Origin of the sequence: Streptococcus oralis subsp. dentisani (assembly GCF_002096335.1) — a bacterium.
Lineage (GTDB): Bacteria > Bacillota > Bacilli > Lactobacillales > Streptococcaceae > Streptococcus > Streptococcus oralis_Z.
Map to the genome: position 1 here is coordinate 200,040 of NZ_NCUW01000028.1, position 19,088 is coordinate 219,127.

27 protein-coding genes are annotated in these 19,088 nt (G+C 41.7%); all 27 read right to left on the minus strand.

The window, feature by feature from the left end; genetic code table 11:
* Positions 1–29 precede the first annotated feature (29 nt).
* Positions 30–566: a 50S ribosomal protein L6 gene (rplF, locus tag B7709_RS04625; protein ID WP_084971906.1), complete on the minus strand. Its 537-nt coding sequence runs from the start codon at positions 564–566 to the stop codon at positions 30–32.
* A gap of 62 nt (positions 567–628) precedes the next feature.
* A complete protein-coding gene (locus B7709_RS04630) occupies positions 629–808 on the minus strand; it encodes a hypothetical protein (RefSeq protein ID WP_084971907.1) in 180 nt (59 codons plus the stop codon).
* Between the two features lie 166 nt (positions 809–974).
* On the minus strand, positions 975–1,373 hold the full coding sequence (gene rpsH / locus B7709_RS04635) for a 30S ribosomal protein S8 (RefSeq protein ID WP_000245504.1): 399 nt from the start codon (positions 1,371–1,373) through the stop codon (positions 975–977).
* A 212-nt stretch (positions 1,374–1,585) separates the two neighbouring features.
* The gene (locus tag B7709_RS04640; RefSeq protein WP_001085697.1) at positions 1,586–1,771 is read right to left on the minus strand and encodes a type Z 30S ribosomal protein S14; all 186 of its coding nucleotides are present in this window, start codon (positions 1,769–1,771) and stop codon (positions 1,586–1,588) included.
* Positions 1,772–1,788: 17 nt separating this feature from the next.
* Positions 1,789–2,331, minus strand: coding sequence for a 50S ribosomal protein L5 (gene rplE, locus B7709_RS04645; RefSeq protein ID WP_000013542.1), 543 nt, complete (start codon positions 2,329–2,331; stop codon positions 1,789–1,791).
* Between the two features lie 23 nt (positions 2,332–2,354).
* Entirely contained in the window at positions 2,355–2,660 is a 306-nt protein-coding gene (gene rplX / locus B7709_RS04650; RefSeq protein ID WP_000497691.1) for a 50S ribosomal protein L24, read from the minus strand.
* Positions 2,661–2,739: 79 nt separating this feature from the next.
* Positions 2,740–3,108: a 50S ribosomal protein L14 gene (gene rplN, locus B7709_RS04655; RefSeq protein ID WP_000616548.1), complete on the minus strand. Its 369-nt coding sequence runs from the start codon at positions 3,106–3,108 to the stop codon at positions 2,740–2,742.
* Between the two features lie 25 nt (positions 3,109–3,133).
* Complete coding sequence (rpsQ, locus tag B7709_RS04660; protein WP_000440801.1) at positions 3,134–3,394, minus strand: 30S ribosomal protein S17; 261 nt, start codon at positions 3,392–3,394, stop codon at positions 3,134–3,136.
* A 24-nt stretch (positions 3,395–3,418) separates the two neighbouring features.
* A complete protein-coding gene (rpmC, locus tag B7709_RS04665) occupies positions 3,419–3,625 on the minus strand; it encodes a 50S ribosomal protein L29 (RefSeq protein ID WP_000772918.1) in 207 nt (68 codons plus the stop codon).
* Positions 3,626–3,634: 9 nt separating this feature from the next.
* Positions 3,635–4,048: a 50S ribosomal protein L16 gene (gene rplP, locus B7709_RS04670; protein ID WP_000960946.1), complete on the minus strand. Its 414-nt coding sequence runs from the start codon at positions 4,046–4,048 to the stop codon at positions 3,635–3,637.
* A 3-nt stretch (positions 4,049–4,051) separates the two neighbouring features.
* Positions 4,052–4,705, minus strand: a complete 654-nt coding sequence (rpsC, locus tag B7709_RS04675; protein ID WP_000529936.1) for a 30S ribosomal protein S3 — start codon at positions 4,703–4,705, stop codon at positions 4,052–4,054.
* Between the two features lie 12 nt (positions 4,706–4,717).
* Complete coding sequence (rplV, locus tag B7709_RS04680) at positions 4,718–5,062, minus strand: 50S ribosomal protein L22 (protein WP_000818137.1); 345 nt, start codon at positions 5,060–5,062, stop codon at positions 4,718–4,720.
* Positions 5,063–5,073: 11 nt separating this feature from the next.
* Entirely contained in the window at positions 5,074–5,355 is a 282-nt protein-coding gene (gene rpsS / locus B7709_RS04685; RefSeq protein WP_000533766.1) for a 30S ribosomal protein S19, read from the minus strand.
* Positions 5,356–5,457: 102 nt separating this feature from the next.
* Positions 5,458–6,291 carry a 50S ribosomal protein L2 gene (gene rplB / locus B7709_RS04690; RefSeq protein ID WP_006144707.1) on the minus strand — a complete coding sequence of 278 codons (834 nt, stop codon included), beginning with the start codon at positions 6,289–6,291 and terminating at the stop codon, positions 5,458–5,460.
* Positions 6,292–6,308: 17 nt separating this feature from the next.
* Complete coding sequence (locus B7709_RS04695) at positions 6,309–6,605, minus strand: 50S ribosomal protein L23 (protein ID WP_001055347.1); 297 nt, start codon at positions 6,603–6,605, stop codon at positions 6,309–6,311.
* Positions 6,605–7,228 (minus strand): 50S ribosomal protein L4, encoded by a 624-nt coding sequence (rplD, locus tag B7709_RS04700; protein ID WP_000024537.1) that lies wholly within the window; start codon positions 7,226–7,228, stop codon positions 6,605–6,607. The genes B7709_RS04695 and rplD overlap by 1 nt, the downstream gene beginning before the upstream one ends.
* Positions 7,229–7,252: 24 nt before the next feature.
* Positions 7,253–7,879 (minus strand): 50S ribosomal protein L3, encoded by a 627-nt coding sequence (gene rplC, locus B7709_RS04705; RefSeq protein WP_000160197.1) that lies wholly within the window; start codon positions 7,877–7,879, stop codon positions 7,253–7,255.
* An 82-nt stretch (positions 7,880–7,961) separates the two neighbouring features.
* Positions 7,962–8,270 (minus strand): 30S ribosomal protein S10, encoded by a 309-nt coding sequence (gene rpsJ / locus B7709_RS04710; RefSeq protein WP_001284513.1) that lies wholly within the window; start codon positions 8,268–8,270, stop codon positions 7,962–7,964.
* Between the two features lie 256 nt (positions 8,271–8,526).
* Positions 8,527–8,940, minus strand: a complete 414-nt coding sequence (locus tag B7709_RS04715) for an effector binding domain-containing protein (protein WP_000478846.1) — start codon at positions 8,938–8,940, stop codon at positions 8,527–8,529.
* Between the two features lie 566 nt (positions 8,941–9,506).
* Positions 9,507–10,133, minus strand: coding sequence for a uridine kinase family protein (locus B7709_RS04720; protein WP_084971908.1), 627 nt, complete (start codon positions 10,131–10,133; stop codon positions 9,507–9,509).
* Positions 10,130–10,726 (minus strand): anaerobic ribonucleoside-triphosphate reductase activating protein, encoded by a 597-nt coding sequence (gene nrdG, locus B7709_RS04725; RefSeq protein ID WP_084971909.1) that lies wholly within the window; start codon positions 10,724–10,726, stop codon positions 10,130–10,132. The genes B7709_RS04720 and nrdG overlap by 4 nt, the downstream gene beginning before the upstream one ends.
* 5 nt (positions 10,727–10,731) lie before the next feature.
* Positions 10,732–11,232 carry a GNAT family N-acetyltransferase gene (locus B7709_RS04730; RefSeq protein ID WP_084971910.1) on the minus strand — a complete coding sequence of 167 codons (501 nt, stop codon included), beginning with the start codon at positions 11,230–11,232 and terminating at the stop codon, positions 10,732–10,734.
* 44 nt (positions 11,233–11,276) lie between these two features.
* Positions 11,277–11,417: a hypothetical protein gene (locus B7709_RS10110; RefSeq protein WP_000521625.1), complete on the minus strand. Its 141-nt coding sequence runs from the start codon at positions 11,415–11,417 to the stop codon at positions 11,277–11,279.
* 11 nt (positions 11,418–11,428) lie between these two features.
* A complete protein-coding gene (gene nrdD, locus B7709_RS04740) occupies positions 11,429–13,636 on the minus strand; it encodes an anaerobic ribonucleoside-triphosphate reductase (protein WP_162279158.1) in 2,208 nt (735 codons plus the stop codon).
* Positions 13,637–13,752: 116 nt separating this feature from the next.
* Positions 13,753–15,306, minus strand: a complete 1,554-nt coding sequence (locus B7709_RS04745; RefSeq protein WP_084971912.1) for a damage-inducible protein CinA — start codon at positions 15,304–15,306, stop codon at positions 13,753–13,755.
* Between the two features lie 35 nt (positions 15,307–15,341).
* A complete protein-coding gene (locus B7709_RS10205; RefSeq protein ID WP_164978991.1) occupies positions 15,342–15,485 on the minus strand; it encodes a hypothetical protein in 144 nt (47 codons plus the stop codon).
* Positions 15,486–15,998: 513 nt separating this feature from the next.
* Positions 15,999–19,088: mucin-binding protein (locus B7709_RS04750; RefSeq protein WP_142358134.1), on the minus strand; the 3,090-nt coding region annotated here is incomplete at its 5' end.

The following is a 19,088-nucleotide window of genomic DNA, read 5'->3' on the forward strand; positions in this document are numbered from 1 at the left end:
GTAGGTGGTTGAAAATCAACCACTCAACATTATTTACCTGTTTTACCTTCTTTAAGACGAACGTATTCGCCAACGTAACGGATACCTTTACCTTTATATGGTTCTGGTGAGCGAAGGCTACGTACGTAAGCAGCTGTTTGACCGACTGCTTCTTTTGAAATTCCGCTAACAACGATTGTTGTTGGGTTTGGAAGTTCAAAAGTAATTCCTTCTGGAGCTTCAACTTCGTCTGGATGAGATTTACCTACAGCCAAGACAAGTTTGTTTCCTTGAAGTTGTGCACGGTAACCAACCCCACGCATTTCAAGTTCTTTCTTGAATCCTTCTGATACACCAACAACCATGTTGTTCAAAAGGGCACGAGTAGTTCCGTGGATTGTTTTCATTTCTTTTGAATCGTTTGGACGGTGAAGAGTTACTTCAGTACCTTCCACACGGATTTCAATATCTTTTGAGAACTCACGAGTAAGCTCTCCTTTAGGTCCTTTTACAGTTACTACGTTGTCATTGTTAGTGAGTTCAACACCAGCAGGCAACACGATAACTTTATTACCAATACGTGACATGTTTATTTTCTCCTGTTAGATTGTCAGGCCATGACGGCCAGTTTTCACGGGGGGCATTCGGATTAGAGCAAACCTATTTTCTTTCGAAAAGCTTTGACAAACTCCTGATATTCTGTCAATACATCAATAGCCGCAGGACTATAACCAATTTCACATAAAAGAGATACAAGGTCATCTTTTGACAATTCAGCTAAAGCGTCTTCTGCAACAATAAGTTTTTCATTCAATTCAGTAGCTTTCATCTTTTTCTCCTAAACTAATTTACTCTCTATTTAGCTGATCAGTAAATCAGCTAAATTGAACACGAGCTATGGTCTGTGTGAAAAAGACAAATCTTCCTAGAGTGTTAACACTCTTTGTCAGATTTCCTATTTTCACATTGCCCATGACGCTCTTTGTATCTTGATTTTACCAAACGTAAGCGATAACTTCTCCACCAACATTCTTTTGGCGTGCTTCTTTATCAGTAAGCAAACCTTCAGATGTTGAAAGGATAGCAATTCCAAGTCCGTTAAGAACTTTTGGAAGATCTTCACGTTTTTTGTAGACACGAAGTCCTGGTTTAGAAACACGTTTCAAGTTAGTGATAACTTTTTCACCGTTTGGTCCATATTTAAGGAATACACGGATGATGCCTTGTTTGTCATCTTCGATGATTTCAACGTTTTTTACAAAACCTTCGCGTTTAAGGATTTCAGCAATCCCTTTTTTGATGTTTGATGCAGGCACTTCAAGTACTTCGTGTTTTGCTTGGTTAGCGTTACGAATACGAGTTAGGAAGTCTGCGATTGGGTCAGTCATAACCATTTTTTATTCTCCTCTTACTAGTAGTTTGCAAGTCGCACTTGCTAGTTAATGATTGAGCTGGGCTCAGATAGTATTGACACATTCAAATGAGAGAACTCTTATTTGAACACGAGCTACAACCTGTGCAAAAAAGATAAATTTGTTTTGGAGCATCGCTCCTACACCAAATTTCCTATTTTTGCTGTGGTTGTTACGCTCTTTGTATCATGATATTACCAAGATGCTTTTGTTACACCAGGAATTTGTCCTTTGTAAGCTAATTCACGGAAGCAAACACGGCAAAGTTTAAATTTGCGGTAAACTGAATGTGGACGACCACATTTTTCACAACGAGTATAAGCTTGAGTAGAGAACTTCGCTGGACGTTTGTTCTTAGCAATCATTGATTTTTTAGCCATTAGATTTACCTCCTATATTATTTTGCAAAAGGCATTCCAAGGCCTGTAAGCAATGCACGTGACTCTTCGTCAGTGTTAGCAGTTGTTACGATAACGATGTCAAGACCACGAGTTTTGTCAACGTCATCAAAGTTGATTTCTGGGAAGATCAATTGTTCTTTCACACCAAGTGTGTAGTTTCCGCGTCCATCAAATGATTTTGTTGGAACACCGTGGAAGTCACGTACACGTGGAAGTGAAACTGAAACCAATTTGTCCAAGAATTCGTACATACGTTCACCACGAAGGGTAACTTTTGCACCAATCGCTACACCTTCACGAAGACGGAAGCCGGCGATTGATTTTTTAGCTTTAGTGATAAGTGGTTTTTGACCTGAGATAAGTGCCAATTCTTCAGCAGCTTTTTCGAGGCTTTTAGCGTTTGATACAGCTTCACCAACACCCATGTTCAAAACGATCTTATCTACTTTAGGCACAGCCATCACTGATGAGTAGTTGAATTGTTCTGTCAAAGCAGGAACTACTTCATTAAGATATTTTTCTTTTAAACGATTTGCCATTATACTTCTCCTTTCCTTCGTGATTAATCAAGCACTTCGCCTGATTTTTTGTTGTAGCGAACTTTTTTACCGTCTACAAATTTGTAACCAACACGACCAGCTACACCGTTTTTGTCCAAAACTTGAACGTTTGATACGTGGATAGCTGCTTCTTTCTCAATGATACCACCTTGAGGAAGTTCGTTAGTTGGACGTTGGTGTTTCTTAACGATATTCACACCTTCAACGATAACTTTGTTTACTTTTGGAAGGGCAGTAAGGACAACAGCTTCTGTTCCCTTATCTTTACCAGCGATTACGCGAACTTTGTCGCCTTTTTTTACAAACATTAGGTTTCTCCTTGATTTTTCTTACGCCCATAAGGGCACCCTAGCTTGAAGCTAGGGGACTAGTTTGTTTTTTTTAAAATTAAAGTACTTCTGGAGCAAGTGACACGATCTTCATGAAGCCGCCCTCACGCAATTCACGTGCAACTGGGCCAAAGATACGTGTTCCGCGAGGAGTTTTATCTTCACGGATGATAACTGCTGCGTTTTCGTCAAATTTGATGTATGAACCATCAGCACGACGAGCACCTGATTTAGTACGAACGATAACAGCTTTTACAACGTCACCTTTTTTAACCGCACCACCAGGAGTAGCTTGTTTTACAGATGCCACAATAACATCACCGATGTTCGCAAATTTACGTTTAGAACCACCAAGAACTTTGATAGTCAAGATTTCGCGTGCACCGCTGTTGTCTGCGACTTTCAAACGAGTTTCTGTTTGAATCATTTCAGTTTTCTCCTTTCAGGTTTGATTAGATGATGACCGCTTCTTCAACAACTTCTACAAGACGGAAACGTTTTGTAGCTGAAAGCGGACGAGTTTCCATGATACGTACGATATCGCCTTCTTTGGCAACATTGTTTTCATCATGCGCTTTGTATTTTTTAGAGTAGTTAATACGTTTACCATAGACTGGGTGGTTACGTTTTGTTTCAACTACAACTGTGATTGTCTTGTCCATTTTGTCAGATACAACACGTCCAACAAGAACTTTACGATTATTGCGTTCCATTGAAATTTCTCCTTCCCTAGTCTATTATTTCGCTTCAGATTGAACTGTTTTGATACGAGCGATTTGTTTTTTAACTTCTTTCAAGCGAGCTGTTTGTTCTAATTGACCAGTAGCAGCTTGGAAACGAAGTTCAAACAATTCTTTTTTCAATTCGTTTTCGCGCTTCGCGAGTTCTTCTTGAGAAAGACCACGAAGTTCTTTAACAAATTCTTTTACTTCATTAAGTTTCATGCCTTCTCCTTATTCTGCTTCACGTTTTACGAATTTACATTTAACTGGCAATTTGTGGCTAGCAAGACGAAGCGCTTCGCGAGCGATTTCCTCAGATACACCAGCGATTTCGAACATCACTTTGCCACGTTTAACTGGTGCTACCCAACCTTCAGGTGCCCCTTTACCAGATCCCATACGCACACCGATAGCTTTAGCAGTGTATGATTTGTGTGGGAAGATTTTAATCCAAACTTTACCACCACGTTTCATGTAACGAGTCATGGCGATACGAGCAGCTTCGATTTGGCGGTTAGTGATCCAGTGGCTAGTTGTAGCTTGAAGACCGTATTCACCGAATGCTACTTCTTTTCCACCTTTTGCTTCGCCGCGCATTTTTCCACGGAATTCACGACGGTGTTTAACACGTTTAGGTACTAACATTGGTTATTTACCTCCTTTAGTGTTTTTACGAGCTGGAAGAACTTCACCACGGTAGATCCATACTTTAACACCAAGTTTACCGTATGTAGTATCTGCTTCTTCCCAAGCGTAATCGATATCTGCACGAAGTGTGTGAAGTGGAACAGTTCCTTCTGAGTATCCTTCAGCACGGGCGATATCTGCACCGTTCAAACGACCTGATACTTGGGTTTTGATTCCTTTAGCTCCAGCACGCATTGCACGTTGGATTGCTTGTTTTTGTGCACGACGGAAAGCAACACGTTGCTCCAATTGACGAGCAATTCCTTCACCTACAAGGTGAGCATCCAAATCAGGTTGTTTGATTTCGATGATGTTGATGTGTACTTGTTTTCCAGTCAATTTGTTAAGTTTTGCACGGAGTGCATCAACGTTAGCACCACCTTTACCGATAACCATACCTGGTTTAGCAGTGTGAAGCGAAACGTTAACTTTGTTTACTGCGCGTTCGATTTCGATAGTTGAAACTGCTGCGTCAGCAAGTTCTTTTTGAACGAATTTACGGATTGCAAGATCTTCATGAAGGTAATCCGCGTATTCTTTTTCAGCATACCATTTGGCATCCCAATCACGGATGATGCCGACACGCATACCAATTGGATGTACTTTTTGACCCACGATTTTACCTCCTTATTTTTCTGCAACAGCTACAGTGATGTGAGCTGTACGTTTGTTGATTGGTGAAGCTGAACCTTTCGCACGTGGACGGAAACGTTTCATAGTTGGTCCTTCGTTTGCGAATGCTTCAGATACTACCAAGTTAGCTTTATCCAAACCAAAGTTGTTTTCAGCGTTAGCTACAGCTGAGTTCAAAACTTTCAAGATGATCTCAGCAGCTTTGTTTGGAGTGAATGTCAAGATTGCAATAGCATCGGCTACGCTTTTACCACGGATGTTGTCAAGAACAAGACGTGATTTACGAGGTGAAACACGTACTGTACGAGCCATTGCTTTAGCTGAAGTAATTTCTGCCATTTATGTTCTCCTTATTTTCTACGTGTTTTCTTGTCGTCTGCAGCGTGACCTTTGTAAGTACGAGTTGGTGCAAATTCACCAAGTTTGTGACCTACCATGTCTTCTTGGATGTAAACAGGTACGTGTTTACGTCCGTCATAAACTGCGATAGTGTAACCAATGAAACTTGGGAAGATCGTTGAACGACGTGACCAAGTTTTGATAACTTTTTTCTTTTCGTCGTTAGCTTGAGCTTCAACTTTTTTCATCAAATGCTCATCGACGAAAGGTCCTTTTTTAAGACTGCGTCCCATTTTTATATTTTCTCCTTTAAATGTTGTACCACAGCGGCTTGCGCTCACATGGAGCGCTACCGAGCTGGCGGATTATCTAGCGCTTATGCGACTAGTTTTAAATTATTTCTCGTTGCGACGACGAACGATAAGTTTGTCAGATTTCGCTTTCTTGTTACGAGTTTTAAGACCAAGAGCAGGTTTGCCCCATGGAGTAGATGGCGCTTTACGACCAACTGGTGCTTTACCTTCACCACCACCGTGTGGGTGATCGTTAGGGTTCATTACAGAACCACGAACTGTTGGACGGATACCTTTCCAACGGCTACGTCCTGCTTTACCAAGGTTTACAAGTCCATGTTGTTCGTTTCCGACAACACCAACTGTTGCACGACAAGTTCCAAGAATCATACGTACTTCGCCAGATTGAAGACGAACAAGAACGTATTTCCCTTCTTGACCCAATACTTGAGCAGAAGCTCCAGCTGCACGTACCAATTCTCCACCACGGCCTGGTTTCAATTCGATGTTGTGAATCAAAGTACCAACTGGGATGTTAGCAAGTGGAAGTGCGTTTCCGACTTTGATATCTGCTTCTGGACCTGAAACGATACGTTGACCAACTTCAAGACCTTTTGGAGCGATGATGTATGCTTTCACACCGTCAGTGTAGTGTACAAGGGCGATGTTTGCAGAACGGTTTGGATCGTACTCGATTGTTTTAACAACCGCTTCAACGTTGTCTTTGTTACGTTTGAAGTCAACCAAACGGTAGAAACGTTTGTGTCCACCACCTTGGTGACGAACAGTGATACGACCGTTGTTGTTACGACCAGCCTTGTTCTTCAAAGCAACAAGCAATGTTTTTTCTGGTGTGCTTGTTGTGATTTCAGCGAAATCCAAAGAAGTCATATTACGGCGACCGTTTGTTGTTGGTTTATAAACACGAATTCCCACGATATTTCCTCCTTAGATTATTCAGCTTCAGCAGCAAACAACTCGATTGCTTTTGAATCAGCTGTAAGTGTGATGATAGCTTTTTTAGTTTTGTTAGTAAAACCAGTGTAACGTCCAACACGTTTAGCTTTTGGTTTTACGTTGATTGTGTTAACGTTGGCAACTTTAACACCTTCGAAAGCAGCTTCAACAGCTTGCTTGATCAAAAGTTTGTGTGCACGAGTGTCAACTTCAAATACATATTTCCCTGCTTCAAGTTGAGCCATTGAGCTTTCAGTGATGACAGGTTTTTTGATAACATCATACAAATTCATTATGCAAGAACCTCCTCGATTTTAGAGATAGCTGCTTGTGTGACAAGAAGTTTGTCGCTATTTGCGATGTCAAGAACACTTGCAGTTGTAGCAGTTGCAACTTTCACATTTGGAAGGTTACGAGCTGAAAGAGCTGCGAATTCATTTCCTTCTTCAAGGATAACAAGAACTTTAGAATCGATGCTCAATGCTGCAAGAACTTTTGCAAATTCAGCAGTTTTTGGAGCTGTAAATGAAAGAGCGTCTACAGCTACGAATTTGTTTTCAGCAACTTTTTCAGAGTAAACTGATTTAAGAGCTAGGCGACGAACTTTTTGTGGAAGTTTGTAGCCATATGAACGTGGAGTTGGTCCGAAGACAACACCACCACCACGCCATTGTGGTGAGCGGATAGAACCTTGACGAGCACGTCCAGTTCCTTTTTGACGCCATGGTTTGCGTCCACCACCTGATACTGCAGAGCGGTTTTTAACAGCGTGTGTTCCTTGACGAAGGCTTGCGCGTTGGCTGATGATCACATCAAACACAACTGATTCATTTGGTTCAATACCAAATACTGCATCGTTAAGAACAACTTGGCCAGCTTCTTTACCAGTTTGGTCAAATAATGTTACGTTTGCCATTGTGACTGATTTCCCCTTTCTTTATTATTTACCAGCTTTAACTGCTGATTTGATAGTGATAAGAGATTTCTTAGCACCTGGTACGTTACCTTTGATAAGGATAACGTTCTTTTCTGGAACAACTTGTACAACTTCAAGGTTTTGAATTGTTACACGGTCGCCACCCATACGTCCTGCAAGGTTTTTACCTTTGAATACTCGGTTAGGTGCAACAGGTCCCATAGAACCTGGACGACGGTGGTAACGAGAACCGTGAGCCATTGGTCCACGTGATTGTCCGTGGCGTTTGATAACACCTTGGAAACCTTTACCTTTAGAAGTACCAGTTACGTCAACAACGTCTCCAGCTGCGAATGTTTCAACTGTGATTTCAGCACCAACTTCCAAGCCTTCAACGTTTTTGAATTCACGAATGAAGCGCTTAGGAGCCGTGTTAGCTTTCGCTACATGTCCTTTAGCAGGTTTGTTGCTCAATACTTCGCGTTTGTCATCGAAACCAACTTGGATAGCGTTGTAACCATCTGTTTCAACAGTTTTAACTTGAAGAACAACGTTTGGAGTTGCTTCAATAACTGTTACAGGGATCAATTCGCCAGCTTCAGTGAAGATTTGAGTCATTCCCACTTTTTTCCCTAAGATTCCTTTTGTCATGAGAAAATAGTTCCTTTTCTATATTTTTTATTCAAAAAGTTTTTAACGAGCGTTTTTCATGCTCAAGGTATCAAGCTTTAGATTAAAGTTTGATTTCTACGTTTACACCACTTGGAAGATCCAATTTCATCAAAGCATCAACTGTTTTTTGAGTTGGATTAACGATATCGATCAAGCGTTTGTGTGTACGCATTTCAAATTGTTCGCGAGAGTCTTTGTATTTGTGAGTCGCACGAATGATTGTGTAGAGGCTACGCTCAGTTGGAAGTGGGATTGGACCCGCAACTTGTGCACCTGTACGAGTAGCTGATTCTACGATTTTTGCAGCCGCTGTGTCAAGCGTACGGTGTTCGTAAGCTTTCAAACGGATACGGATTTTTTTGTTTGCCATCTTTTTCTCCTTTTCGTCTATTTAAGATAATAGGCTAGCTCCACAAGAAAACCGACGCGTGTTGCGTGGCAATGCAACCGAGCGTGTCGCAACCTCTTGCATCAAAGCTAAGGCTGTAATTTACAGCACCATAATAGAATAACACAAAGCCCCTGCGATTGCAAGGGATTTGTTAGGTTTTTTTCGTTTTTTTACTAACTTAAGTTACTAGAGTATGTTCTGATCCTCTTTCGTAAATAAAACTTAGTTTGACAATTTACCCATTTTTGGGGGTGGCGATAAAGATAGATACTGTCTGATCTGGATCATATTTTTCAAAATCAATACTATACTGACGTTGCAGTTCTCTTGCTTCTTCTGCCTGCCAAATTTGTTGCCAGGTATGGAGAAAACCTTTTGAATCACTTGTATCCACCTCAAATACTTGGTAGGTTTGTCCTGAAGTGTCAAAATCCCAGTCTTCTTTATCGGATAGACTACAGAGCGACAAGCTGTAATCCCCCTTGTAGTCGCTGACATAATCATGATAGACTGCATAAATCGGAAGCCCTTGGGCAAATGCCTCCTCTACTTCTTTCTGGTGCTCCTGCCATAGATGGCTAATTTTTTCCATCATGTTTGGATCTTGGAAATTATTTGTAGAGATACTACTGATTATTTTTAAAAACATTCCTTCGCTCCTTTTACTTTCACTTCTAAGGTGACTGACTAGCAATCAACCTCAGCTCTAAACTTTCTAACTACCAAGAGGCTAATTCACGCAACAAAATGAAATAGCATTCTTTGCGTATAGGATATATCACACCATTCACTATCAACTCCCTTTTCCCAGAAAAAACGGTGCCTATAACAAACAAAACGTTCAATTTACCGGTCTCAACTAGAGCTGAAAAACAATGCAGGCTTCAACCAAGATCATCCTTCCAATTCTTATTGATATAGTCTGGAAAGTTTTTAACGAACATTTTTTGTGCTCAAGTCTAAGACATAAAGGGATTCAAACTCAAAGCAAAAATAGGAAAGCGACGCGCGTTGTGTGGCAGTGTATCCAATCGTGGTCACAACCTCTTGCATCACAGCTAAAGATGTGATTTACAACACCACGGTAGAATAACACAAAGCCCCTGCGATTGCAAGGGATTTGTGAGCTTTTTTTCGTTTTTTAAGATGAAACCGTTTTCTCTTTTTATCTTTCCAAGATTACGGATTTATATCTATAAAAAACTACCTTTTCTTCTATATAATGTGTGTCATTTTGACCTTGAATGTATCTTCTGATCGATCTACTAAAATGTCCGCTTTAGACTCGGTTTCTCTATAGTATCGCAGATACTGCTCCCGTCTCATCTGATGACTAGCTAATACAAAAGATGCATCGCGATTTCTCATAGTCGTATCTCGAGCTAGGCGCCTCTTTAATTCGGTCTCCTCATCCGTGTAGAAACAGATGGTTTTGTCAAAGAGTTCCTTCGGTAGAAAACCCACAGACATCCCTTCAACAATAAGAATCGGCTTAGCTCCAGACAAGATCTCACTAGCCCTCCAAGGTTCTTCAATTGTCAAGACATCCATACCCGCCTGCAAGGCTAAGATATCTCTCTGCAAACTTGCCAGTTCATGCGCCACTGGGAGACAAGCTGTCATCTTTTGATCTGGCGCTTGCTTTGGTACTACCAGGTAACGTTCTGAGGTAATATAGGGATCTGTTTCTAGCAAATTTACTGTAGTAGAATCTAAAGCTTGGTACAATTCCTGTGCAAAAGTTGATTTACCCGAAGCCCCATGGCCGTAAATTCCCAGTGTTTTGACTTTTCCGATTTCTATCTCTGAGACCAGTTGTTCTATCAGGTCTTTTTTCTTCATTCTCTCTTCACCTGTTCATAGCTTTCTTTTCCGTCATTAAGCTTGTCCCAAATCACTACTTGCCCACTTTTGAGAGATTTTTGCACATCGATAATCCGTTGATTAGAAGACCCTCGAAACTGGAGCATGAGATTGCGCTTGCTTTTATCATACCGTCCATCAACAAGGATGTCAATCAGCGACAAGAGTTCCAATTTGTCTGGAGTTTCCAGCATCATTTCTTCCCAAGTGTAGCCCGTCCAGGACCAGATGTCTTTGTCTGGCAGTTCCTTTCGAATACGTTTAACGAGAGGTAAGAGGATACCCGTATTAAGAAAAGGTTCTCCTCCCAGCAAGGTCAAGCCTTGAACATAGGGCTGGGCAAGGTCTACCATAATCTGTTCTTCTAACTCTGCTGTATAAGGAATGCCTGCATTGAAAGACCAAGTCGCAACATTATAGCATCCTTCGCAGTGAAACATGCAACCTGATACATAGAGAGAGTTTCGCACACCTTCTCCATCGACAAAGTTAAAGGCCTTGTAATCAATGATTCGCCCTTTACTAAGTTCCTCACTTTTCCATTCACCTGGTTTTGGTATATTCCATGTCATGCTGTCTACTCCAAGTCTATCCAATAGCGCTCCGTTCCGTTTCGAACATCCTCCAACTCCCCACCATTAGCTAAGATAACAGCTCGGCTTGCCGGATTTTCCACACTGCAGGTCACAAGCGCTTTTTTGATATTCTTTTGCTTGGCTACTTGCAAGCCTTGTCGGAGAGCTTCTTTGGCATAACCTTTGCCTCTTTCAGACGGGCGGATGGAGTAGCCGATATGGCCCCCATTTTCTAGTAAGTAGTCATTTAATCGGAGACGAAGGTTGAGAAAGCCTAGAGCCTGGCCTGCTACGTCAAAACTAACCAGCTGGATAGCAGGAACCCAGTTTTCAGGAATATTGAGTCCCGCTTCCGCTTGAAGATTTTCTTCTAGCCACTCTTCATAAACAAAATTGTTGGCGTTCCAAAATCCGCCATCGTGGGCTGATTGAGTCTGTTCAAACTCTGCCATCATCTCTAAAACTGTTTCTTTATCTGCCAATATCGGTCTGCGTAGTTCCATATTCCCCTCCCACCTAAGAGAAAAGTGAGAGCAGACTCTCACTTTTATTTTTTCTTGTTCTTGTTTAAAAACTGTTCTCTGAGGTTGAGCAAGCGTTCTTTTTTACCTGTTCCACCTTTCGAGTGTTTCTCGTGATAACGGGTCACTTGTGCGCGTCCCTTATCGTCTAATTGGTATTTCCCCATTCTATTTCCTTCTAATTTGTTACTTCATGTCCTGCCGTTTTAATGGTTGAGCCATTCATGTGTTTGACACGCGCAGCGATTTCCTTGTGGCGTCCGTTAACCATCGGACGTGCTTGGGGATTTCCAAGATAGCCACAGGTCCGTTTAACAACGTCTACTGTTTTAGGATCATTATTTCCACAGTTAGGACAAGCAAACCCTCTCTCGGTAGGTTCAAAATCTCCTTCAAAGTCACACTTGTAACAGCGATCGATCGGAGTATTGGTTCCTAGATAGCCAACACGGTCATAGGCATAGTCCCAGACAGCTTCCAAGGCTTTAGGATTTTGTTGAAGAACTGGATACTCACAATAGTGGATAAAGCCACCTGATGCACCTGCTTCTGGATAGACTTTCTCAAAATCCAGTTTTTCAAACGGTGTTGGATTTTTACGGACATCATAGTGGAAAGAGTTGGTGTAGTATTCCTTGTCTGTAATATCAGGAATAGAGCCAAATTTCTCTGTATCTAGTCGACAGAAGCGATCTGTCAGACTTTCAGATGGTGTGGAGTAGATGGAGAAATGGTAGCCATATTGATCTGACCACTCTTCTACACGGCGTTTCATATCGCGAATAATATCCAACGTGAATTCCTTGGCTTCTGGATTGTGTTCCCAGCTATTACCAAAGAAGACCGTCGCTACTTCATACAAACCGATATAGCCCAGTGAAACTGTCGCACGACGATTCTTAAAGAGCTGGTCAACACTTTCTTCTTTTCCGAGACGGCGACCGAAGGCTCCATACTGATAAAGGATAGGAGCATTTGCTGGTGTAGCTTCCTTGGTCCGTTCGACACGGTAAACCAGAGCATCTTCTGCGATGTTCATCCGCTCATTAAAGATTTCCCAGAACTTGTTCATGTCGCCTTCGGATTCGAGGGCGATACGAGGCAGATTAACTGTCACAACACCTAGATTCATACGACCTGAATTGACCTCGACACCATTCTCATCCTTCCATCCTTGGAGGAAAGAACGGCAACCCATAGGAACCTTGAAAGAACCTGTCAGCTCGATAATCTTATCATAGGACAAGACATCTGGGTACATCCGCTTGGTTGCACACTCAAGAGCCAACTGTTTGATGTCATAGTTAGGTGAACCTTCCTCTAAGTTGAGTCCTCTTTTCAGCGTAAAGATGAGTTTAGGGAAGATAGCTGTGCGGTGTTCTGAACCAAGACCCTTGATACGAATGGTCAAGATAGCTTTTTGAATTTCACGCTCAAAACGATTGGTTCCCAGACCAAAACCTAGTGAAGTAAAAGGTGTTTGTCCATTTGAAGTGAAGAGAGTGTTGATTTCATACTCGAGAGATTGCATGGCATCGTAGATGTCCTTTTGCGTTTTCTTCCAAGCGTAATCTTCCCGTTTGTCAGGTAAGACCCACTCTTCCGCATCCTTGAGGTGTTTTTGGTAATTTTTCTCTGCATAGGGTGCCAAGACTTCATCGATACGGTCAGCTGAACAGCCCCCGTACTGGCTAGATGCTACATTAGCGATGATTTGTGAAATTTGAGCTGTCGCAGTCTGGATAGACTTGGGACTCTCTACTTCCGCATTCCCAATCTTAAAACCATTTTCCAACATGCCTTTAAAATCAATCAAACAGCAGTTGGTCATCGGTGTGTAGGGGCTGTAGTCCAAGTCATGATAGTGAATATCCCCTTTTTGGTGAGCATTGGCTACGTGCTTAGGAAGCATTTGCAATCCGATTGATTTCCCAACAATCCCTGCTGTCAAATCACGCTGGGTATTAAAGACATCACTGTCTTTATTGGCATTTTCATTAACAACTGCCTGATCTTTATTGAGAAGTTTATGGATACTAAAGTTGATATCTGTCGCTTTTGAGCGCTCAAAATCCCTTTGTGTCCGATAAGTGATATACTCCTCAGCCAAGGCATATTCTTTGGCTTCAAGGAGTTCATGCTCTACGATATTTTGAATTTCGTAAATCTTGACACCTTGGGGGAAGCGACCGTGAATCTCCGCAACAATGCGCTCAAGCAATCCATTGAGACGTCTTTCAACCAAGGGAGTCACATCCATGACTTTATCAGCTGCCTTGTGAAGCGCTTTGTCAATCTTGTCTACATCAAATAAAACTCGTCTGCCGTCCCGCTTTTCAACGAACAAGGTGGGAACGGTTGCAAGCTTTTCTTCCAATACAATCATATCCATGCTCTTTTCTATTTTACTTCTTAAGTGATATTATACCACTCTAAAAAGAAAAATCAATATCTTGTGTCAAAATTACTTAAAATTTTAAAATTCCACAAGATATTGATTGTTTATTTCATTTTATACAGTTTAAAGTCGTTTGTATCTGTCTGAACAAGCTCGTATTTTTCATTGAGTAAGTTTTCTACATCTGGCCACAAGGCAACTTTTTGATTGACCAAAATCATCTTCGGTTGATTTTCTTTCAAGTCATTGACTAGTCTCGTTTTATTCTCGTCGCTTGCAGTATAGAGTGTTGGTGTTACTAGAGAAGTCGGCGCCAAGCGTTCACTTGTTCGATAAAAATCTGGACGATCATCCCAAGCATAGACACGATCCTCAGAACTCGTTTGCTGTTTGACCAAGCTAGCAAGCTGCTCGCGTTCCTGATAAGTACTTGGATGCGAAATATAGCGACTCAAAACGGGTAGGAAAAGTAAATAGACTATCGTAACTACTGGTAGATAGAAATTTCCCTTGAGGTAGCGACCAAAGAGTGATGAGGATTCTGTACTTCGTCTACGACTCGTACGGCCGGGAAGCCCTTCTTTAATATTAGTTAGCAATAACAATATCAGAAAGGGCAAAACTACTGCCAAACGCGATCCATGTAAAGGCTCTTTCGAAAGAATTAACAGGATAAGACTTACTAGCAAGCCCAAGCTAGCCACTATTGAGACAGCATACTGCTTAGCAGGTTTAGATTGAACGATTCCTGAAACAATCAATGTCAACAATCCTAAAGCAAAGGCTAACAAGCCATAAAAAGCTGCGTTATCAATCAACTTGGTATTTGAAAGCAAGCCAAGGGTTACTACTGGATACAAGGTATGACTTATCGCATCACCAAAAGTTCCTGTCACTACTGTATAGTAGCCAATCGGATAAAATATGAGAGAGAATCCTAGAGCTGATGCGAAAAATTGATACAAACCATGAGCAAATCGACGCTTAGCAATATTAAATCCAAACAAACTCAAGGCAAGTGTAGCTGCAAACAAGGTTGTGGGAATAGGTGATAGGAAGAAAGCTAGTGCTAAACTCATCCCAACGAGTAAAAATCCTTTGTCGTTGATTGGATTCTTCAGATAGTCAGCCACTAGGCTAAAAGCATAGAATAAGAAGGGCATCGCTACAATCACTGCATAGCTACCACCAAAGCCCAGACTGGCTACAAGAAGATAGAAAATAGCCAATAATTGTCTAGCTTGACCTCTTTGACCTGTCAATGTATCTGCAGATTTAAATAGAAAAATACCAGCACCAAACAATGCTACCCACTCCACCAATGCAAATAGAATGCTACCTTGAGAGAGATAGGTTAGTAAATAATAAAGCAGTCCGTTTGAGCCATAATAGTCTGTGTAGATTTGGCCATTCTGGTGCAATGCCCAACCAGTATAAAAGTCTTGCATTTGTTGGGGACTCACCAAACCAAAGATAAAGGGTACCACAACCGAGATGACTGTAGCAAATAGGCTCCAAATTAAGATACTAAAAAATGGAAAACCACTTGTTTTAGTAGCGTCTTGATTTAGTTTTAAATCCTCCTCTTGAACTCCTCTAAACTGTTGTTCATAGAGGTAAGTAGCTTCCCCCTCATCATTTTTTCCATATACGTTCATTCGTCTTCTCCTCTAAGTTTATCTGTTTTAGTATATCAAAAACTTAGAGGAATGTCAGCTGGTGATTGACATTTCCTCAACTTCTTATCTAACTCAGCAAAACGTTCAATTTCACGGAACCGGTGCAAACTGCTTGTTTGAAACTCTAGCAAAAACTCATACTCTTCTTGTTTTATCATTTTCTCCCCTTATTTATCTATTCGAAAAAAATAAAAATTTGTTTCAAACCTGATTTTTTCATCTATTCTTGAACATTTATCACATAAAGCGATTCTGACCACTACCTATGTTCTAGTAGAAAATTCATTATACTGGCTTAGATGGCATATCAGTCATTATCACAGCAACAATTGGTTTGAGAAATCAAAACATCAAGTTTTTATTCACCTTGCCATTTTAACCTCCGAGCAAACATAGGTTAAGCTTGGAGCTTGAACACTAAATTTTGTATTTTGTATTTTGAAACTTCACAACTGTAAAATTAAGATTCTCGTTATTCTGAATATTACAAAAGAGAGAACCACTCTGATTCTCTCTTCTGCCTAATTTGATATCAGTCACTACTGTTGTTGATAGAGGTCCAGTAGCATTGAATTAAAAAAACGATAACTTCGTTAAGAAGTTATCGTTTTTCAGAGTTGACACCTAATAGTTTTCAACTCTTCATTGATTAACCATCAAGACAAGATGAATTATTCTTCCTCTTCTCTCAATCTAGGTTTAATCAAGCTGATACCAGCAAGTGCTGCAGCAATTCCCAAGCCGAGTACGGCCGCAGAAGATGATTCCTCACCTGTATTTGGCAGAACAGCAGTTCTAGGAACTCGTGGTTCTACTGGCTTGTTCGGAGCTGGAGCTGGGGCTGGGGCTGGGGCTGGAGTTGGTGGTACCGGAGTTGGTGGTACTTCAGCCTTCTTGTAAGTTACGACTTCATCAGCTGGTTTAGCTGAGTCTGCTGTAACCTTCACATCTGCTACGCTTGCTTTATCCGCTACGTAACCCTTGATGTCTGGTGAAGTTTGTCCCTTGATCACGTCATCTTGTGATGTCCATGCGCCTTTTTCTACGATTTCTTTCGTTACGACGTTGACTTTCAGAATACGCGTGAATTTCGCGCTGTCTGTGAAGCTTGGTGCTGCTTCTTTGCCATCTTCGTATACGTACTTAATCGTACGGCTCAATTCTTTCACAGCTTCTTGTTGAGCTGACTTGATCTTATCATCTGTCCACTTAGGTCCATCCGGATTCTTAGGATCCATTGGATCGTTTGGTTTCGGTGGATTGTTTGGATCGAATGGTACTACACTTTCTTCCAATTGAACAGTGAAGTTTTGGTCCTTGCTTGCATCATCATCAAAGTTTTGTGGATCCTTGAACTCATCGTTCACAACCTTGTAACCTTGGTTTGTCAATTCTTTCAACTTCGCAAGGTATTGGTCACGGCTAATTGGTTCGCCTGACTTACCACCTTCTGAGATCTTAGCCAATTCTTTCTTAGCTTGGTCTACGAAGGTAATGGTTGCTTTTTGATCAGCCTTCTTGTAAGTTACGACTTCATCAGCTGGTTTAGCTGAGTCTGCTGTAACCTTCACATCTGCTACGCTTGCTTTATCCGCTACGTAACCCTTGATGTCTGGTGAAGTTTGTCCCTTGATCACGTCATCTTGTGATGTCCATGCGCCTTTTTCTACGATTTCTTTCGTTACGACGTTGACTTTCAGAATACGCGTGAATTTCGCGCTATCTGTGAAGCTTGGTGCTGCTTCTTTGCCATCTTCGTATACGTACTTAATCGTACGGCTCAATTCTTTCACAGCTTCTTGTTGAGCTGACTTGATCTTATCATCTGTCCACTTAGGTCCATCCGGATTCTTAGGATCCATTGGATCGTTTGGTTTCGGTGGATTGTTTGGATCGAATGGTACTACAGCCTGACGAAGAGTGACAGTGAAGGTTTGATCCTTCTTATCGTCATTATCGAAGGTCTTAGGTCCTGCGAACTCATCCGTTACAACTTCGTAACCCTTGTCTGTCAATTCTTTCAGACGAGTTGCGTAGTTAGTTGTACCGATTGGCTCACCTGACTTACCGCTTTCAACGACCTTAGTCAATTCCTTATTACCGTCAGTTTGGTCTACGAAGCTGATAATCGCTTTTTGACCATCCTTCACGTAATTGATTGGTGTATCCTTAGTTGGATCACTTGGAACTGGTGGTGGGTTGTAACCCTTGCTTGGATCGCTCGGATCTTTCGGTGTCAATGGTGTTGTGCCATCTGGGCCTACTGGAGTAGTGCCTGGTACATGTGGAATTACTGGAAGATCAGTACCTGGTTTGCTTGGATCTGTTGGATCGTTTGGATATGGAAGATTTGGTACTTTTGGAAGTCCCTCTGGTACATTTGGTACGTATGAACCAAGTTTGCTGTACTTAACTGTTTCTTCGCTATCCTTATCATCAGGAGTTACTGTCTTCGCTGCTACATTGGCCTTATCTGCCACAAATCCAGTTACTACTGGTGTAGCTTCTTGTGCCAATTCTTTCGTAGCTGGTGTCCATGCACCGAAGGTTTCAACGCCAGTTACACGGTTACGTTCACCTGTACGTGTGAAGGCTGCTTCTTGAGTTACTGGAGCTTTCAGAGCTGGACGACCTGCTGTCTCACCATCTGCGTATTCGTACTTGATTGTACGAGATACTTTCTTGTTAAGCTTAGCTGGGTCTGTTACTGGCTCTTTACCTTGACGAAGAGTGACAGTGAAGGTTTGATCCTTCTTATCGTCATTATCGAAGGTCTTAGGTCCTGCGAACTCATCCGTTACAACTTCGTAACCCTTGTCTGTCAATTCTTTCAGACGAGTTGCGTAGTTGCTTGTACCGATTGGCTCACCTGACTTACCGCTTTCAACAACCTTACCAACTTCCTTGTTGTTATCATCTTGGTCTACGAAGGTAATAATCGCTTTTTGACCATCTTTAACGTAATTGATTGGTGTATCCTGAGTTGGATCGCTTGGAATTGGTGGTGGGTTGTAACCCTTGCTTGGATCGCTCGGATCTTTCGGTGTCAATGGAGTTGTGCCATCTGGGCCTACTGGAGTAGTGCCTGGTACATGTGGTACCACTGGAAGATCTGTTCCCGGTTTAGTTGGGTTGTTTGGATCGTTTGGATATGGAAGATTTGGTACTTTTGGAAGTCCTTCTGGTACATTTGGTACGTATGAACCAAGTTTCTTGTACTGAACAACTTCTTCGCTGTTAGCGTCACCAGCTTTCACTGTCTTCGCTGCTACATTAGCCTTATCTGCCACAAATCCAGTTACTACTGGTGTACCTTCTTGTGCCAATTCTTTCGTAGCTGGTGTCCATGCACCGAAGGTTTCAACACCAGTTACACGGTTACGTTCACCTGTACGTGTGAAGGCTGCTTCTTGAGTTACTGGAGCTTTCAGAGCTGGACGACCTTCTGGTTTACCATCTGCGTATTGGTACTTGATCGTACGAGTAACCTTGCTATTCAATTTAGCTGGGTCTGTTACTGGCTCTTTACCTTGACGAAGAGTAACCACGAATTGTTGGTCTTTCTTATCATCATTGTCAAAGTTCTTAGATCCCTTGAACTCATCGTTCACAACTTCGTAGCCCTTGTCTGTCAATTCTTTCAGACGAGTTGCGTAGTTAGTCGTTCCGATTGGCTCACCTGACTTACCGCTTTCAACAACCTTACCAACTTCCTTGTTGTTATCATCTTGGTCTACGAAGGTAATAATCGCTTTTTGACC

What these genes read in the sequence shown, in the direction of transcription:
- rplF (WP_084971906.1), bottom strand. Translation starts at nt 566, where the DNA reads ATGTCACGTATTGGTAATAAAGTTATCGTGTTGCCTGCTGGTGTTGAA.
- B7709_RS04630 (WP_084971907.1), bottom strand. Translation starts at nt 808, where the DNA reads ATGAAAGCTACTGAATTGAATGAAAAACTTATTGTTGCAGAAGACGCT.
- rpsH (WP_000245504.1), bottom strand. Translation starts at nt 1,373, where the DNA reads ATGGTTATGACTGACCCAATCGCAGACTTCCTAACTCGTATTCGTAAC.
- B7709_RS04640 (WP_001085697.1), bottom strand. Translation starts at nt 1,771, where the DNA reads ATGGCTAAAAAATCAATGATTGCTAAGAACAAACGTCCAGCGAAGTTC.
- rplE (WP_000013542.1), bottom strand. Translation starts at nt 2,331, where the DNA reads ATGGCAAATCGTTTAAAAGAAAAATATCTTAATGAAGTAGTTCCTGCT.
- rplX (WP_000497691.1), bottom strand. Translation starts at nt 2,660, where the DNA reads ATGTTTGTAAAAAAAGGCGACAAAGTTCGCGTAATCGCTGGTAAAGAT.
- rplN (WP_000616548.1), bottom strand. Translation starts at nt 3,108, where the DNA reads ATGATTCAAACAGAAACTCGTTTGAAAGTCGCAGACAACAGCGGTGCA.
- rpsQ (WP_000440801.1), bottom strand. Translation starts at nt 3,394, where the DNA reads ATGGAACGCAATAATCGTAAAGTTCTTGTTGGACGTGTTGTATCTGAC.
- rpmC (WP_000772918.1), bottom strand. Translation starts at nt 3,625, where the DNA reads ATGAAACTTAATGAAGTAAAAGAATTTGTTAAAGAACTTCGTGGTCTT.
- rplP (WP_000960946.1), bottom strand. Translation starts at nt 4,048, where the DNA reads ATGTTAGTACCTAAACGTGTTAAACACCGTCGTGAATTCCGTGGAAAA.
- rplV (WP_000818137.1), bottom strand. Translation starts at nt 5,062, where the DNA reads ATGGCAGAAATTACTTCAGCTAAAGCAATGGCTCGTACAGTACGTGTT.
- rpsS (WP_000533766.1), bottom strand. Translation starts at nt 5,355, where the DNA reads ATGGGACGCAGTCTTAAAAAAGGACCTTTCGTCGATGAGCATTTGATG.
- B7709_RS04695 (WP_001055347.1), bottom strand. Translation starts at nt 6,605, where the DNA reads ATGAATTTGTATGATGTTATCAAAAAACCTGTCATCACTGAAAGCTCA.
- rplD (WP_000024537.1), bottom strand. Translation starts at nt 7,228, where the DNA reads ATGGCAAACGTAACATTATTTGACCAAACTGGTAAAGAAGCTGGCCAA.
- rplC (WP_000160197.1), bottom strand. Translation starts at nt 7,879, where the DNA reads ATGACAAAAGGAATCTTAGGGAAAAAAGTGGGAATGACTCAAATCTTC.
- rpsJ (WP_001284513.1), bottom strand. Translation starts at nt 8,270, where the DNA reads ATGGCAAACAAAAAAATCCGTATCCGTTTGAAAGCTTACGAACACCGT.
- B7709_RS04715 (WP_000478846.1), bottom strand. Translation starts at nt 8,940, where the DNA reads ATGTTTTTAAAAATAATCAGTAGTATCTCTACAAATAATTTCCAAGAT.
- B7709_RS04720 (WP_084971908.1), bottom strand. Translation starts at nt 10,133, where the DNA reads ATGAAGAAAAAAGACCTGATAGAACAACTGGTCTCAGAGATAGAAATC.
- nrdG (WP_084971909.1), bottom strand. Translation starts at nt 10,726, where the DNA reads ATGACATGGAATATACCAAAACCAGGTGAATGGAAAAGTGAGGAACTT.
- B7709_RS04730 (WP_084971910.1), bottom strand. Translation starts at nt 11,232, where the DNA reads ATGGAACTACGCAGACCGATATTGGCAGATAAAGAAACAGTTTTAGAG.
- B7709_RS10110 (WP_000521625.1), bottom strand. Translation starts at nt 11,417, where the DNA reads ATGGGGAAATACCAATTAGACGATAAGGGACGCGCACAAGTGACCCGT.
- nrdD (WP_162279158.1), bottom strand. Translation starts at nt 13,636, where the DNA reads ATGATTGTATTGGAAGAAAAGCTTGCAACCGTTCCCACCTTGTTCGTT.
- B7709_RS04745 (WP_084971912.1), bottom strand. Translation starts at nt 15,306, where the DNA reads ATGAACGTATATGGAAAAAATGATGAGGGGGAAGCTACTTACCTCTAT.
- B7709_RS10205 (WP_164978991.1), bottom strand. Translation starts at nt 15,485, where the DNA reads ATGATAAAACAAGAAGAGTATGAGTTTTTGCTAGAGTTTCAAACAAGC.